The sequence below is a fragment of the Luteimonas gilva genome (genome assembly GCF_005239095.1).
Lineage (GTDB): Bacteria > Pseudomonadota > Gammaproteobacteria > Xanthomonadales > Xanthomonadaceae > Luteimonas_C > Luteimonas_C gilva.
The window spans coordinates 50315-63981 of sequence record NZ_SZUA01000001.1 but is presented as its reverse complement, the minus strand read 5'-3'; the positions used below and the strand labels follow the sequence as shown (position 1 = coordinate 63981).

Genomic DNA, 13667 nt, shown 5'->3' with positions numbered 1-13667 from the left:
CCGAATCAACCGGCCGGAGCCGCCTGCGAGCGCGAAACGCGGCCCTGCTCGCGGCCGATCACCTCGACTTTCGGCTCTTTCCAGGGCCCGGTGACGCGATAGGTCTTGGCCGCCACCTGCCCCAGCGGCTTCTTCAGCACCGCGTTCGCGGCCGCGCCGATAGCCGCGCCCACAGGGCCGCCGGCCAGCGCGCCGGCGACGGTCAGCAGATTGCCGGCGCGCGGCAGCACTTCGATAGTCTGGTCGAACTGCTGCGCGCGAAGATCCGCGCTGCCGCGGATGCGGATCTCCGCGGCCGGACCTTCGATGGCCAGATCGTCGCTGCGCGCCTGGCCCGAAGCGAATTCTATGTTGCCGGCGATCTCGTTGAAGGCGAAGCCCTTGGAGAAGAAATCTCGGAAATCCAGCATCAGCCGGCGCGGCAACTGAGTGAGGCTGAGCAGACCGAGCACGCGTCCGGCGCCGGGCTCGATTTCCAGCAAGCGGCCGTCGGTGGCCGACAGGCTCAACTTGCCCTGCAACGCATCCAGTTTGAACGCCGAAGGCGCGCCCGGCCAATTCGCATCGAAGCGGATCTTGCCCTTGCCGCCGTCGACTTGCTTGCCGAATCCGGCGCCGGCCAGCAGCGCGCCCACATCTTGGCTGTCGATCGCGATCCCCAACCGCGTACGCGCCGCGGCACCGCGTCCGAGCCAATCGCCTTCGATGTCGATGCTCTGCTTCGCGCCGCGCGTCTGCAGTTGTTCGATGCGCATGCCGTTCGCGACCGGCCGGGTGCGCAGCTTGGCGTTGCCGAACGGGCCGTCGTTGATGCGCAGGTCGGCGATGTCGAAAGTGAGCGGCGGCACTTTGGCCGGATCGATGTCCGCCGTCTTCGGCGCTTGCGCCGCCGTCGCGGGCGCCGCTCCGGCGGCCGGTTTGGCAAATTTGAAATAGACGCGTTCGAAATTGCCGCTGAGCGGCGCGCTGTCGGCCGACGGCGCCAGCACGGTGCCCGCCAGCGACGGGCCGTCGATGCGGATGCGGCTGCCGGAAGCCGTCGGCGTCACCTGCAATCGCGTATTGGCGAACGCGGAACCGAACAACAGCATACGGTTGGCGCTGACGTCGGCCTGCTGCAGCTTGAGGCCCTCGCCCGAACCGCCGCCCCCGGCCAACGATAGCCATTCGAGCGCATCGAGCGTGTTCGCGCGTCCGCTCACCGCCAGGCCGGACGCGGGCGGCGCCTCGGCGACGTTGCTCGCGCCGAGCGCGATCCTGACGCCGGTGCGGTCGCCCACGCTGCGCGAGCGCAACGCGAGCAGGTTGCCCAGCGCGACTTGCACCTCGCCGCTGCCCAAGGGCAATGCGGCATTGATGGTCGCCGCCAAAGGCACGCTGGCCGGCTTGCTGAGCGGCGCGGGCAGCTTCAAAGCGGTACCGACCAGGTTGGAACGCAGTTGCAATCGGCTCGGCGCCGCGGTCTTGCCCGGCGCGGTACGCGGAATGGCCACCGCCACCGTCCATTGCGAACGGCCTTCCAGGTAGGGTTTCAACCAAGCCAGTTGTTCCGAACGGTCGAGCAAGGCGTCGCTCGACACGAGGGATTGCAGATCGGCTTCGAAGGCCTGGCGCGCATCGCGCGCATAGCCGCCCGCGCGCAGCGACAGCTTGCCCGGCTGGCCGTCGTGGACCACGTCGAGCTTGTCGGCTTCGAAACCGTTCTGGTTGTAGCGCGCATGGCCGCGCACGTCGGCGAAAGCCAATTGCCAGCGCTTTTCCGACAGCTTCGCGCCGGCCAGATCGACTGTGCCGTCGATCCGCTGCTTCGCGCCGGACGAAGCGCGCAGCGGCAGCGACATGTCGAACGTCAGCTTGGCCGGGCCGCTGGCTTCGATATTGGCGAAAGTTTCGCCATGCTCCTTGCGCAGCGGGCTCTGCCGCAGCAACCCGAGCAGCTTGGCCGCGTCGCCCGCGCCCTCGGCGCGCACCGCGAGTTCGGCCTCGCCGAAGCGCGGTATGCCGGCATGCAGCTTCTGGATGCCGACGCCGGCAATGCTCGCTTTGCCGTCGACGGTGAAGCCGTCGGCGACGAAGCTGACCTTGCCGTCGAGCGCTTCAGCGGCCGGCCACTCCGACTGGAATTTCACGGTCGCGCCGTCCAGCTCGGCGTCGGCCTGGAACAAACCGTTGTCGTCGCGGAAGGGCCAATCGTCCAAGTCGCCGGAAGCGACGGCATGGCCGTTGCGCACATGGCCGGCCACCAGCGCGGTGTCCAGCCAGCGCACCGTCGCCGGCGACATCTGGTACTTCACCCAGAAACCTTTCGCTGCGCCCACGGTGGTGTCGTCCAGATCCGCGGCCAGATCGATCCACGGCCGCGTGCCGTCGTTCTGGAACCATAGGCCGCCGCGTACGTGCGCGCCGAAATCCGTGCCTTTCGCGTACAGCGCGCTGGTGCCGACGCGCCAGCCCGCGCCTTCGCGCCAACCGGCGACGGTGCCGTGCAAGCTGGCCGGATGCGGCACGCCGAAACCGCTGGGCCAGTCGAAGACGAAAGGCGATGCCGGGTCGAGCGTCATCGCGAAACCGTCGGCATCGCCGATCAGATCGCCGGACAAGCCGCTCAATCCCGGCGCATGGCCGACGGGCGCGAAGCCCAAGTTCACGATCCGCGCTTTGGCGCGCATCGGCCCGCCCGCATTGCCCGCGACTTCGACGTTCTCCAACGACGCCGTCGGTTTGGCCGAGGCCATCCAGCGGCGCAAACCGGGTTCTAGGCGATCGCTCAACGCCGCGACCGGCAGCAGCGGCGCCAGCGCGATGCGGTCGGCCACCAGCGCGTAACGGCGTCCGCCCGCCACGAGCAGGCCGTCGAGCGTCTGATCGGTCTTGCCGTTGCCGATCCGCAAGCGCGGCGCATCGAAGCGCCAACCGCCGGAAGCCGCTTGCCAGCGTCCGCGCATTTCGAAGCGATCGAAGCTCACGCGCGCGCCTTTCGGATCGGCGGCCGCGAGCCCGCGCAGCGCGAAACCGGTCAACGCGGCGTCGACCGTCACTTGCACGACGCGGTGGCCATCGAGTTGCGCCCAGGCTTCGGCGCGGCCCCGGCCGGCGTCGGCCGTTATGCCCGCATAGCGCAGCAGCGGCGACCAGACGGAAAGATCGGCGCGCCTGGCCGCGAAATAGGCGCGGCCGTCGCCGCGCTTGCGGTCGAAATCGATCACCGCATCGACCGGCGCCGCGCCTTGGCCGCTGTCCGCTCGCGCCCAAGCGCGCACGCCGGCGCGGACGCGGTCGCCATCGACGCGCAAACGCACATCGACCTTGGGCAAGCGCGCATCGATGCCCAGCGAAGGCGCGGTCAAAGCGAGCTTGGCCCCGATCACCTGCACTTCGCCAAGGTTTTCCAGCGCGCCGAGCGGATCGCCGCCCGCGCGTTCCTGTCCCGGCAGGCCGCGCACCGACCAACGACCGTCGTCGCTGCGCTGCAGAGCCAGTTCCAAACCGCGCAAGCGCAATTCGGTGAACGAGCGTCCCGGCAGCAAGCCGGCGTATTGCGCGACCAGGATTTCCGCTTCGCCGACCGGCACCGCATCCGCGCCGTCGCCGATGCGCAAGCCGTCCAAACGCAGCAGAGGGCCGCGGCGGGTCCATGCGGTTTCGACGTGGTCGAAAGCGACTTTGCGTTGCGCGCGTTCGCTGAGCCAGGCGGCGATTTTTTCGGGATGGCGCTCGGCCAGCGGCAGCAATTGGCTGGTGACGCCGGCCACCAGCGCCATCAGCACCAGCACTGCGGCAAGCGCGTACCACGCGCCGCGGCGGAACAGGCGAAGGCGATGGCGCCAGGGCGTCGGCATCAGCCGGCGATCCGATCAGAGCAGGACCACATCGAACTGCTCCTGCAGATACTGCTCGTCGGGCTGGAAGCGGATCGACTTGCCCAGGAATTCCTCCAACTCCGCCACCGCCGCCGATTCCTCGTCGGTGATCCGCGCCACCACTTTCGGCGATGCGATCACCAGCAGGCGCGCGGCTTCGAACTGGCGCACGGCGCGGGTGATTTCGCGGAAGATTTCGTAGGTTACCGTCTCGGCGGTCTTCAACATGCCGCGGCCGCCGCATTCGTGGCAGGGCTCGCACAATTGCCGTTCCAGGCTCTCGACAGTGCGTTTGCGGGTCATCTCGACCAGGCCGAGCGGCGAGAAGTCGTAGACCGTGGTCTTGGCGTGGTCCTTCACCAACGACTTCTCGAGCGTGCGCAGCACCTGGCGTCGGTGTTCGGCGTCGACCATGTCGATGAAGTCGATGATGATGATCCCGCCCAGGTTGCGCAGCCGCAATTGCCTGGCCACGGCCTGCGCCGCTTCCAGGTTGGTCCTGTAAACGGTCTCCTCCAGATTGCGTTGACCGAGGAAGGATCCGGTATTCACGTCGACCGTGGTCATCGCTTCGGTCTGGTCGATGACCAAGTAGCCGCCGGACTTGAGCGGCACTTCTTTTTCCAGCGCGTGCTGGATTTCGTCCTCGACCCCGTACAGATCGAAGATCGGCCGCGCGCCGGCGTAATGCTCGATCTTCTCGGCCAGGCCCGGCATGTATTGGGCGGCGAAATCGCGCAGTTTCTCGCAGGTTTCGCGCGAGTCGACCTTCACCTTCTCCACGTCGCGCCGCATCAGGTCGCGCACCGCGCGCAGCGGCAAGCTCAAGTCCTCGTAGACCGGCGAACCGACCCGCGCGTCGCGCGAGCGTTGTTCGACCAAAGCCCAAGCGCGGCTCAGATAGGCGACGTCTTCGGCCAAGGCTTCGGCGGGCTGGCCTTCGGCATTGGTGCGGACGATGTAGCCGTGTTCGCCGCCGCGCTTGGCCGGCGCCCGCAGAGGCTCCGGCGGCGGTTCGGGCGCGACCGCGCCGGCGTTCTCCAAGGCCGCGGCGACGATGTCCGCTGGGCGCGCGATGCCCGCCAATTCGGACACCAGCGATTTCAACCGCAAGCGCTCGGCCTCGTCCTCGATCCGCGCCGACACGCCGACCACGCGCGATTGCGGCAACAACACCAGATAGCGGGATGGAATGCTCAACTGGGTGGTCAAGCGCGCGCCTTTGCTGCCGATCGGGTCCTTCACTACCTGCACGATCACGTCCTGGCCTTCGCGCACCAGTTCGGTGATCGGCCGGGTCGGCGTGGGCGGCAGCGGCGCTTCGTCGCCGTTCTCGCCCTGCTCCATCGCGGGGCGGACGATGTCGTTGGCGTGCAGGAACGCGGCGCGGTCCAGTCCGATTTCGATGAAAGCGGCCTGCATGCCGGGCATCACCCGCTGCACGCGGCCTTTGTAGATGTTGCCCACCACGCCGCGGCGCCAGCCGCGTTCGATGTGCAGCTCCTGCAGCATGCCGTTTTCGACGACGGCGACGCGGGTTTCGCGGGGCGTTACGTTGACCAGGATCTCTTCGGTCATATCGCAGCCCCTGTGAAGGCCAAAACTTTTAGACGCGGATCAGATCCGAAAAAAGCGGATAAAAAAATCAAAGGGGTTTTATCCGTGCTCATCCGATCCGATCCGTGTCCAAGTTCTTGGCTTTGATCCCGAATTCCTTCAAAAGCCGCGATGCTTCGAACAGCGGCAATCCCATCACTCCGGAATAGCTGCCCGACAAATGCGAGATGAAGGCGTGCGCGCGCCCCTGGATGGCGTAGGCGCCGGCGCGGTCGCGCCACTCGCCGCTGGCCAGGTAAGCCGCCAGCTCGGCTTCCGGCAATTCGGCGAAAGTCACTTCCGACAACGAAACGGCCTGCGCTTCGCGCGAAGCCGACACCAGCGACAAGGCCGAGATCACCCGGTGCGTGCGGCCGGACAAGCGGCGCAGCATCGCCGCCGCGTCGGCCTCGTCGCGCGGTTTGCCGAACACGTCGTCGTCGAGCACGACTTCGGTGTCGCCGCCCAGCACGGCCGCGCCGGCGACGCCGACCACCTGCAGCAATCCGGCGCCCGCTTTCTCGCGAGCGACGCGGCGCACGTAGTCCTCGGCGGGCTCGCCGGGAGCGCGCTGCTCGGGAACGTCGATGTCCAATAGGCCGAAATCCAAGCCCAGGCGGGCGAGCAGTTCGGAACGGCGGGGGGATTTCGAGGCCAGATACAACATGAAGAAAGGATAACCTGCGGCCCCGAAACCGGCCCCGTCCGACCCCGATCCGGCTCACGGGCCGTTCACCGCTATCCGAAGACCCTGTCACACATTCCAAGGAGATCTACATGCGCCTCACCGGTTTGCGACCGCTGCTGCTTGCCACCGCCCTTGCCACGAGCTTCCTGATGACCTCCGCTTGCGCCCAGACTGCCGCCCCCGGCGGCTACGCCATTCCCGCCGACGGCACCCTGCTCTCGGTTTCGGCCCAGGCCGAATCCAAGCGCGTGCCCGACGTGGCCACCATTTCCACCGGCGTGGTCACCCAGGCCGCCGACGCCAACGCGGCCATGCGCCAGAACGCCGAGCAGATGGCCAAGGTGGTCGCGGCGATCAAGGCCGCCGGCATCGCCGAGCGCGACGTCCAGACCAGCGGGATCAGCATCAATCCGCAGTACAAGTACGCCGAGAACCAGCCGCCGCAGATCACCGGCTACCAGGCCAACAACACGGTCAGCCTGAAAGTCCGCGACATCGGCAAGCTGGGCAAGGTGCTGGACACCCTGGTCGCCCAGGGCGCCAACCAGGTCAACGGCCCGAGCTTCGAGGTCGACAAGCCCGACGAGGCCTACGACGAAGCCCGCCGCGCCGCGCTCGAAAAGGCGCAGGCCCGCGCCGACATGTACGCCAAGACCATGGGCCTGAAGGTGCGCCGGGTCGTGAGCATCAGCGAGAACGCCGGCGGCGGTTTCCCGCGGCCGATCACGATGATGGCCGCCCGCAGCAAGGAAGCCTATGCGGGCGATACCTCGATATCGCCGGGCGAGACCGCGCTGTCGATCACTTTGGACGTGGTGTTCGAACTGGGCCGCTGATGGCCGGCCACGACAAATCGGCGCCATCGGCGCCCGATCCCAAGCCCGGGCGCAACCCGGGCTATGCGGAACCGCATCCTCGCGATCGCGCGGATGCGCACAAACCCAAGCCGGCGCCGCGGCCTGCTCAGCCGGACGAGAGCGATCTGCAGCGGGATCCTGAGGAAGACGGCGGCGCCGGGCGCTGAATCGATCGCTTCTTGTAGGAGCGGCTTTAGCCGCGAGCTCTTCCCGCATGGCTGCGGCTCGATGGAAGAGCTCGCGGCTAAAGCCGCTCTTACAAACGCATGCGCGCTGAGGATCCCTGATCCGTTTCTTTTGAAACGAACGCGCTGGATCGATTAGATCTTTCCGGCATCGTTGTCGTCGCTTGACGTCCACGCCCGGCCGGCGCAATTTTGAAAGCGCAAGAGCGGCGCACCGGTTCGGGGACGGTTGGCTGTTCAACCCCACTTCCGCGGCCGGCGCGTTCCGAGGTTAGGCGCAACAACCTCAGGAGGTGGGTCATGGTCCTATCGCAGCACCGCGGCTTCCGTTTTTCGTTCGCAGAAGACGACACCGGCAACTCGCCCAATCCATTACGCATCGCCGTGACGAGTACGGCATTGGCGCTGCATGCGGTGGCGCTGCTGGTATTGCTCGCACCAGTGGCCATGCCGCCGGCGCCGGTCGTGGACGAGCCCGAACCCACCATCAAATTGGTGCCGATCGAGCCGAAACCGGTGATCGTGGATACGAAGAAAGAGGAACCGACCGCGAAGGCCGATCCCAAGCCCGTTGCGTCCAAGCCGGTTCTCAATAACGCCGTCGAGACGCCCATCGTCACTCAACGGCCCACGGACGATTTCGTACCCGATGTCGCCGTGGCCATCGCCGACCCGGTCCCCACGGGGAATATCGAGCCCCCCGCCCCCTCGCCGGTGCAATTGGCTTACCTCAACGCTCCGCCGCCCCCCTACCCGCGCGCCGCGCAAACCCAGCATCGCGAGGGCATGGTGATGCTGCAGATCACCGTCGATCTCGATGGCCGGCCGATAGCGGTGGAAATCGCGCAGAGCAGCGGCCATCGCGACTTGGATGCGGCCGCGCGCGCCCATGTGCTGAAGCATTGGCGCTTCCAGCCGGCGATGAAGGACGGACACGCGATCCAGGCCATCGGCATGGTGCCGATCAACTTCACCTTGAATTGAAGCGAAGCGGCGGACGGACAGGAAATCCGTCCGCTTTTTTCTTCGTAGAGCGGAGCTTGCTCCGCTGCTTCGGTTTGATTCTTGTGGGAGCGGCTTTAGCCGCGAGCTCTCCCACAATGGAGCAAGAGCAGCGGAGCAAGCTCCGCTCTACAAAGCAAAAAAGCTCAGGCGCGGTGGTAGGGGTGATTGGCCAACAGCGCGGCGGCGCGATACAGCTGCTCGGCCACCAGCAACCGCACCAGCATGTGCGGCAAGGTCAGCGGACCCAAAGACCAAGTTTCGTCGGCGCGCGCGAGCACTTCCGGCGCGTGGCCTTCCGGGCCGCCGATCAGGAAAGCCGGATCGCGGCCCAAGCCGCGCCAATGCTCCAATCGCTGCGCCAGCTGTTCGGACGAATGCGGCTTGCCGCGTCCGTCCAATGCGACCACGTACGCGTTCTTCGGCAAGGCGGCGAGCACGCGTCCGCCCTCGTCCTGCATCGCCCGCGCCGCGTCGCGCCCCTTGCCGCGCAGGCCGGGCTCGATTTCGACCAGTTCGAACGGCAGCCAGTGCGACAAACGTTTCTGGTATTCGGCGAAGCCCTGCGCCACCCAGGCCGGCGCGCGTTCGCCGACCGCGATCAATTTCGCTTTCATGCCGACATCGTAGCCCGGGTAAGCGCAGCGCACCCGGGAAACGCCGAAGGCGTTTCGTAACGACCGCGCAATACGCATCCGGCCGCGGCCGCGTTCCCATTTACGTCGACCGCAACCGGAATGTCATCTGGCGGTTACCGCGCTTGCCTAAGGTCCAGACTCCCCCGCTAGCTGGAGTCGCCAATGCAACCGTTCGATCACTCCCGCCGCCAGGTACTGAAGGGCAGCGCCGCCGCCATGGCCATGGGCGCGATGGGCAGCCTGGGCGCGCTGTACACGCGCCAGGCGCTCGCCGCCGCCGGCGACCCGACCCGTGCCTCGCCCATTCCCAGCCCCTACGGCCCGCTGGCTCCGGTCGCCGACCGCACCACCGGCCTGCCGCTGCTGCAGCTGCCGCGCGGTTTCAGCTACCGCTCCTTCGGTTGGAGCGGCGATGCGATGGACGACGGCCAACTCTGCCCGGACCGCCACGACGGCATGGCCGTGGTCGGCTTCCGCCGCGCCCGTCACGGCGGCCGCAAGGACGATCGCCACCACGGCACCGAGCTGGTGCTGATCCGCAACCACGAGCGCGGCGCCGCGACTCCGATCCAGGCGCCCGGCATGTACGACACCGGCGACATCGGCGGCGACGCGCGTCCGGGCGGCGGCACCACCACCCTCGGCTACGGCGCGCGCGGCTGGCAAAGCCTCGAACCGAGCCTGGGCGGCACCCTGGTCAATTGCGCCGGTGGTCCGACGCCGTGGGGCACCTGGCTGACCTGCGAAGAGATCAAGACCAATGCCGTCTCCAGCGCGGGCCGCAAGCACGGTTACGTGTTCGAAGTGCATCCGGAAGCCGAACGCACCAGCGGCCAGCCGTTGGTTTCGCTGGGCCGCTTCAGCCACGAAGCCGTGGCGATCGATCCGCGCACCGGCATCGTCTACATGACCGAAGACGACCGCAACAAGGCCGGTTTCTATCGCTACATCCCCAACGATTCCCGCGGCCGCTACGGTTCGCTGCAGAACGGCGGCCGGCTGCAGATGGCGCGCGTGCGCGGCCAAGCCAACGTCGACCTGACCACGGCTTCGATCGGCGCCGAATACAAACTGGAGTGGATCGACATCCCCGATCCGGACCTGGACAACCTGCCCGCGCCCAGGGGCTTCCCCGACATCGGCGCCAACGACACCTTGAGCGGACCGTTCGCGCAAGGCTGGGCCGAAGGCGGATTGCGCATGAGCCGCGGCGAAGGCATCTGGTACAGCTACGGCAAGATGTTCATCGTCGACACCAGTTGCGGCGTCGGCGCCGACGGCCGCAAAGGCCGGGGTTTCGGCGCGGTGTGGGTGCTGGATCTGCAAAGCCAGCGCTTGCGCGCGTTGTTCGTCAGCGGCCAGCAATTGGCCGCGCACAATCCGGACAACCTCACCGTCAGCCCGCGCGGCGGTGTGGTGCTGTGCGAAGACCCGGACGCGGCGCCGTCCGGCAGCCCCGACGAATATGGCCCGGGCACGCGCCTGGTCGGCCTGACCCGGCAGGGCGAATCGTTCTGGTTGTGCAAGAACAACACCCAGCTCACCGCCGCGCAGATCGCCAACGCGGACAAGAACATCCCCGAAGGCGATTACCGCGAAAGCGAGTTCTGCGGCGCGTGCTGGGATCCGTTCGGCCGCACCCTGTTCGTCAACATCCAGACGCCGGGCATCACGGTGGCGATCACCGGTCCTTGGCAGCGCGGGCCGCTGTGACGCAAACGAAGAAACGGCGCCGAAAGGCGCCGTTTCTTGGCTCTGGTTTCTTTGTAGAGCGGGCTTGCTCCGCTGTTTTTCCCCGATGTCGCTAACATCCAAGGCAAGAGCAGCGGAGCAAGCCCCGCTCTACAAAGCCAAGCAAAATCAAAGGCGGTCTTCGGACTCGGTCTCGGTTTCCGGCGGCTGGTCGCCTACCGTCCACAACCGCTCCAGCGCGTAGAACTCGCGCACGCGCGGCAGCATGACGTGCACGATCACGTCGCCGAGGTCGACGAGCACCCACTCGGCCTCCTGCTCGCCTTCGACGCCCAAAGGCTGCAGATCGAGCTTCTTGGCGTAACGCACGACTTCGTCGGCGATCGACTTGACGTGGCGGGTGGACGTGCCCGAGGTGACGATCATGAAATCGCAGACGCTGGTCTTGCCGCGCACGTCGATCTCGACCGTGTCGCGGGCCTTGATTTCTTCGAGGGCGGAATGGACCTGTCGCAACAGGACAGGTACGGGCGGCGGCGGGTTGGGCAGGCGGGTCTTGATGACTTGCGCGGGGCTGGTCAAGGTCTATCGGCTCCGGGAATTACGCAGGGATTATAGCGGACCGGATGTGACGGTTCGCGCGCCGTACAAGCCGTGATCGGCGATATAGGCCGCCACCGGCGGCGGCACTTGGTCGCGCCAGGGTTCCCCCGCCCGGATGCGGCGCCGGATTTCGCTCGCCGATTCCGGATGCAGGGGTTGTTCCAGCAACAGGATCCGCCCCGCGGCCAGGCGCCCCAACTCCACGCCGGAATCGGCCCAGCGGCCTTCGGCGACTTGCGCCAATGCCTCGGGCAGATCGCGCGCGATGCCGTTGCCGGGCCGTTCGGCGACGACGAAATGGGCGTAATCGAACAATTCGCGCCAGGCCCTCCAGGTCGGCAGCGCCAGGAAGCTGTCGGCGCCGACCAGCAGGGCGAGCGGCGCGGCGGCGCCGATCTCTTCGCGCAGTCCGCGCAAGGTGTCGATGGTGTAGGACGGGCCGTTGCGGCGCAGTTCGCGCAAGTCGACGCTCAGGCCCGGCTCTTCGCCGATCGCCAGCGCGAGCATTTCCGCTCGTTGCTCGGCATCGGCATGGGTCGGGCCCTTATGCGGAGGATCGGCCGCCGGCATCAGATGCACTTCCGCGCGCAACGCATCGCGCGCATGCCGCGCGACGGCAAGGTGGCCGTTGTGCACCGGATCGAAGGTGCCGCCGTAGAGCACCCGTAGCAGGGTGTGCCCAGTCATGCGGCAAACGTCCACTTTTTGCTGTTGCCCCCTTTGAAAAAGGGGGCTACGGGGGATTTGCTTTTGATGTTGCCAACGGCAAAAGCAAATCCCCCTCGATCCCCCTTTTTCAAAGGGGGCGGAACAGCCAGAGCGTCAACGTCGGTCACGCCAGCAATGCCGATGCGCGCGGTTCGGCCACGGCCAGCAGCAGGCGCTCCAACGCTTGCCAGGCGTCGCCCGCAGCGCGGCCCTTCGCGATCCGGTCGACGCGTCCTGCGCCGGCCACGAAACGTTCCCAGCGCGGCGCGGCGTGCCGTTGCAGCGCGCGCCGGTACAGCGCCTGCTTGGATTCCCAAATCCGCTGCGCCTTGAATTCGGCGGCGAGATTGCCGCCGCGCTCCTGCACGCGCGCCAAAGCCGCGGCGCGCTGCAATTCCATCACCACCATGCCGAGCAAGCCGGGAACGGCTTCGCCCTCGGCGCGCAAACCGGCGAGCATGCGCGAGACCTGCGCGGGCTGGCCGTTCATGGCCGCGTCGACCAGGCGGAACACGTCGTAGCGCGCCGCATCGGCGACCAAGGCTTCCATGCGCGCGGCGTCGATCGGCTGGCCGTCGCTGAGCAAAGCCAATTTGTCGATTTCCTGCGCGGCAGCCAGCAGATTGCCTTCGACGCGCTCGCTCAGGCTCTGCACCGCCCCGCGGTCGGCGCGCAGGCCGCGCGCGCGCAAGCGGCGTTCGATCCAATCCGGCATCTCGTGCGGCTTGATCGCCCAAGCGACGACGATGTGGCCGATGCGGCCGATCGCCTCGCTCCACTTGCCCGCATGCGCTTTGCTCCATTCGCCGGCGACGACGGCGAGCGACACGTCGGGCGCCGGATCGGCGCAGAAATCGGAAATGAGTTCGGCGCCCTGCTTGCCGGGCTTGCCGGTGGGCAGGCGCAGTTCGATCAGGCGGCGCGCGCTGAATAGGCCCGGCGCGGACAGGCTGGCGTACAACGCGTCCCAATCGGGTTCGCGCTGGTTGCCTTCGGCTTCGAACACTTCGCGCTCGGCGTAGCCTTGCGCGCGCGCTTGCTGGCGCAGCGCGTCGGCGGCTTCCAGCACGCGCAGCGGCTCGGGGCCGGCGATCAGATAAGCCGGCCGCAGCGGCTCGGCTGCGAGCTGCGCTGCCAGCCGTTCCGGCGTCAGTTCCATCAGGGGTTGGACGTTTGGCCCGGCAGCGGCGACGTGTCGGGCTGCGACGCGGGCGAGTCCGGCGATTGCCGCGCCGGCGGATCGGTGGCGCGCTCGGTCGCGTCGATCCGGCGCAGGATGCTGGCGACCATTTCGCGGCGCATTTCCTTGGCCAGCAATTCCTGTTCGCCCTCGGCGCCGGTGGGATTGACCGGCGAAGACACGTAATCGCGCGACAGTTCGATCGTCTGCTGCGGCACCACGTCCCGGCCATCGGCCGCGCGCAGGCCGAACACGACGGCGTAGCGCAGCGAGAATTCCTGGGCGCGGCCGAGCTCGTCGATGCTGATCGGGCGGCTGCCCCATTTTTCCGAAATGATTTCCAGCGTCGCCGCCTCGGTAGCGCTCTCGGTCGCGGGCGTGGCGCCGATCCGCGCCAACGCCTGCGCCAGGGACTCGTTCAGCGGGCTGTACGGGTCCGACGACACCACGCGCACCGGGCCCAGGTCCGCGGGCAGCGTCACGGCGTTGCGTAGGTGGAAACCGCAGCCGGACAGGACGATGGCCAGAACGGCGGCCGAAACGGCATGGAAGGGTCGAATCATGCCCGCCAGTCTGGACGAGGCCGACCCGGGCATCAATAGCGCATGGGAAGGCCGCTGAGGATCGCTTCAGGCGAACGCGGACCGGCCTTGGCCGG

At 67.5% G+C, this 13667-nt stretch carries 12 protein-coding genes; 4 read left to right on the top strand and 8 right to left on the bottom strand.

The window, feature by feature from the left end; all coding sequences use genetic code 11:
* Nucleotides 1–5 precede the first annotated feature (5 nt).
* The 3 genes from FCE95_RS00275 to FCE95_RS00265 form a co-directional block, all read right to left on the bottom strand.
* On the bottom strand, nt 6–3839 hold the full coding sequence (locus FCE95_RS00275; protein WP_137265017.1) for a YhdP family protein: 3834 nt from the start codon (nt 3837–3839) through the stop codon (nt 6–8).
* A 15-nt stretch (nt 3840–3854) separates the two neighbouring features.
* Complete coding sequence (locus tag FCE95_RS00270; protein WP_137265016.1) at nt 3855–5438, bottom strand: Rne/Rng family ribonuclease; 1584 nt, start codon at nt 5436–5438, stop codon at nt 3855–3857.
* An 88-nt stretch (nt 5439–5526) separates the two neighbouring features.
* Nucleotides 5527–6123: a Maf family protein gene (locus tag FCE95_RS00265; protein WP_137265015.1), complete on the bottom strand. Its 597-nt coding sequence runs from the start codon at nt 6121–6123 to the stop codon at nt 5527–5529.
* A 110-nt stretch (nt 6124–6233) separates the two neighbouring features.
* Between FCE95_RS00265 and FCE95_RS00260 the strand changes: the two genes are divergently transcribed.
* From FCE95_RS00260 to FCE95_RS00250, 3 genes are all read left to right on the top strand, one after another.
* Nucleotides 6234–6980 (top strand): SIMPL domain-containing protein, encoded by a 747-nt coding sequence (locus FCE95_RS00260; RefSeq protein ID WP_137265014.1) that lies wholly within the window; start codon nt 6234–6236, stop codon nt 6978–6980.
* Complete coding sequence (locus FCE95_RS00255; RefSeq protein WP_137265013.1) at nt 6980–7168, top strand: hypothetical protein; 189 nt, start codon at nt 6980–6982, stop codon at nt 7166–7168. The genes FCE95_RS00260 and FCE95_RS00255 overlap by 1 nt, the downstream gene beginning before the upstream one ends.
* 318 nt (nt 7169–7486) lie before the next feature.
* Entirely contained in the window at nt 7487–8170 is a 684-nt protein-coding gene (locus FCE95_RS00250; protein ID WP_137265012.1) for an energy transducer TonB, read from the top strand.
* Between the two features lie 164 nt (nt 8171–8334).
* Here FCE95_RS00250 and rlmH read toward each other — a convergent pair whose 3' ends face one another.
* A complete protein-coding gene (gene rlmH, locus FCE95_RS00245) occupies nt 8335–8805 on the bottom strand; it encodes a 23S rRNA (pseudouridine(1915)-N(3))-methyltransferase RlmH (protein ID WP_137265011.1) in 471 nt (156 codons plus the stop codon).
* A gap of 183 nt (nt 8806–8988) precedes the next feature.
* On the opposite strand from rlmH, the gene FCE95_RS00240 reads away from it, so the two are divergent.
* Entirely contained in the window at nt 8989–10539 is a 1551-nt protein-coding gene (locus FCE95_RS00240) for an alkaline phosphatase PhoX (protein WP_137265010.1), read from the top strand.
* Between the two features lie 147 nt (nt 10540–10686).
* Here FCE95_RS00240 and rsfS read toward each other — a convergent pair whose 3' ends face one another.
* The 4 genes from rsfS to FCE95_RS00220 form a co-directional block, all read right to left on the bottom strand.
* The gene (rsfS, locus tag FCE95_RS00235; protein WP_137265009.1) at nt 10687–11100 is read right to left on the bottom strand and encodes a ribosome silencing factor; all 414 of its coding nucleotides are present in this window, start codon (nt 11098–11100) and stop codon (nt 10687–10689) included.
* Nucleotides 11101–11130: 30 nt separating this feature from the next.
* A complete protein-coding gene (gene nadD, locus FCE95_RS00230; protein ID WP_137265008.1) occupies nt 11131–11808 on the bottom strand; it encodes a nicotinate-nucleotide adenylyltransferase in 678 nt (225 codons plus the stop codon).
* A gap of 145 nt (nt 11809–11953) precedes the next feature.
* Nucleotides 11954–12988, bottom strand: a complete 1035-nt coding sequence (gene holA / locus FCE95_RS00225; protein ID WP_137265007.1) for a DNA polymerase III subunit delta — start codon at nt 12986–12988, stop codon at nt 11954–11956.
* Nucleotides 12988–13572, bottom strand: a complete 585-nt coding sequence (locus tag FCE95_RS00220; RefSeq protein WP_137265006.1) for an LPS-assembly lipoprotein LptE — start codon at nt 13570–13572, stop codon at nt 12988–12990. Before FCE95_RS00220 ends, holA begins: the two co-directional genes overlap by 1 nt.
* Nucleotides 13573–13667: the final 95 nt, after the last annotated feature.

Excerpts from the sequence above, each read along its gene's own strand:
- rlmH (WP_137265011.1), bottom strand. The coding sequence starts at position 8,805 with ATGAAAGCGAAATTGATCGCGGTCGGCGAACGCGCGCCGGCCTGGGTG.
- FCE95_RS00270 (WP_137265016.1), bottom strand. The coding sequence starts at position 5,438 with ATGACCGAAGAGATCCTGGTCAACGTAACGCCCCGCGAAACCCGCGTC.
- FCE95_RS00255 (WP_137265013.1), top strand. The coding sequence starts at position 6,980 with ATGGCCGGCCACGACAAATCGGCGCCATCGGCGCCCGATCCCAAGCCC.
- FCE95_RS00220 (WP_137265006.1), bottom strand. The coding sequence starts at position 13,572 with ATGATTCGACCCTTCCATGCCGTTTCGGCCGCCGTTCTGGCCATCGTC.
- nadD (WP_137265008.1), bottom strand. The coding sequence starts at position 11,808 with ATGACTGGGCACACCCTGCTACGGGTGCTCTACGGCGGCACCTTCGAT.
- FCE95_RS00275 (WP_137265017.1), bottom strand. The coding sequence starts at position 3,839 with ATGCCGACGCCCTGGCGCCATCGCCTTCGCCTGTTCCGCCGCGGCGCG.
- holA (WP_137265007.1), bottom strand. The coding sequence starts at position 12,988 with ATGGAACTGACGCCGGAACGGCTGGCAGCGCAGCTCGCAGCCGAGCCG.
- FCE95_RS00240 (WP_137265010.1), top strand. The coding sequence starts at position 8,989 with ATGCAACCGTTCGATCACTCCCGCCGCCAGGTACTGAAGGGCAGCGCC.
- FCE95_RS00260 (WP_137265014.1), top strand. The coding sequence starts at position 6,234 with ATGCGCCTCACCGGTTTGCGACCGCTGCTGCTTGCCACCGCCCTTGCC.
- FCE95_RS00250 (WP_137265012.1), top strand. The coding sequence starts at position 7,487 with ATGGTCCTATCGCAGCACCGCGGCTTCCGTTTTTCGTTCGCAGAAGAC.
- FCE95_RS00265 (WP_137265015.1), bottom strand. The coding sequence starts at position 6,123 with ATGTTGTATCTGGCCTCGAAATCCCCCCGCCGTTCCGAACTGCTCGCC.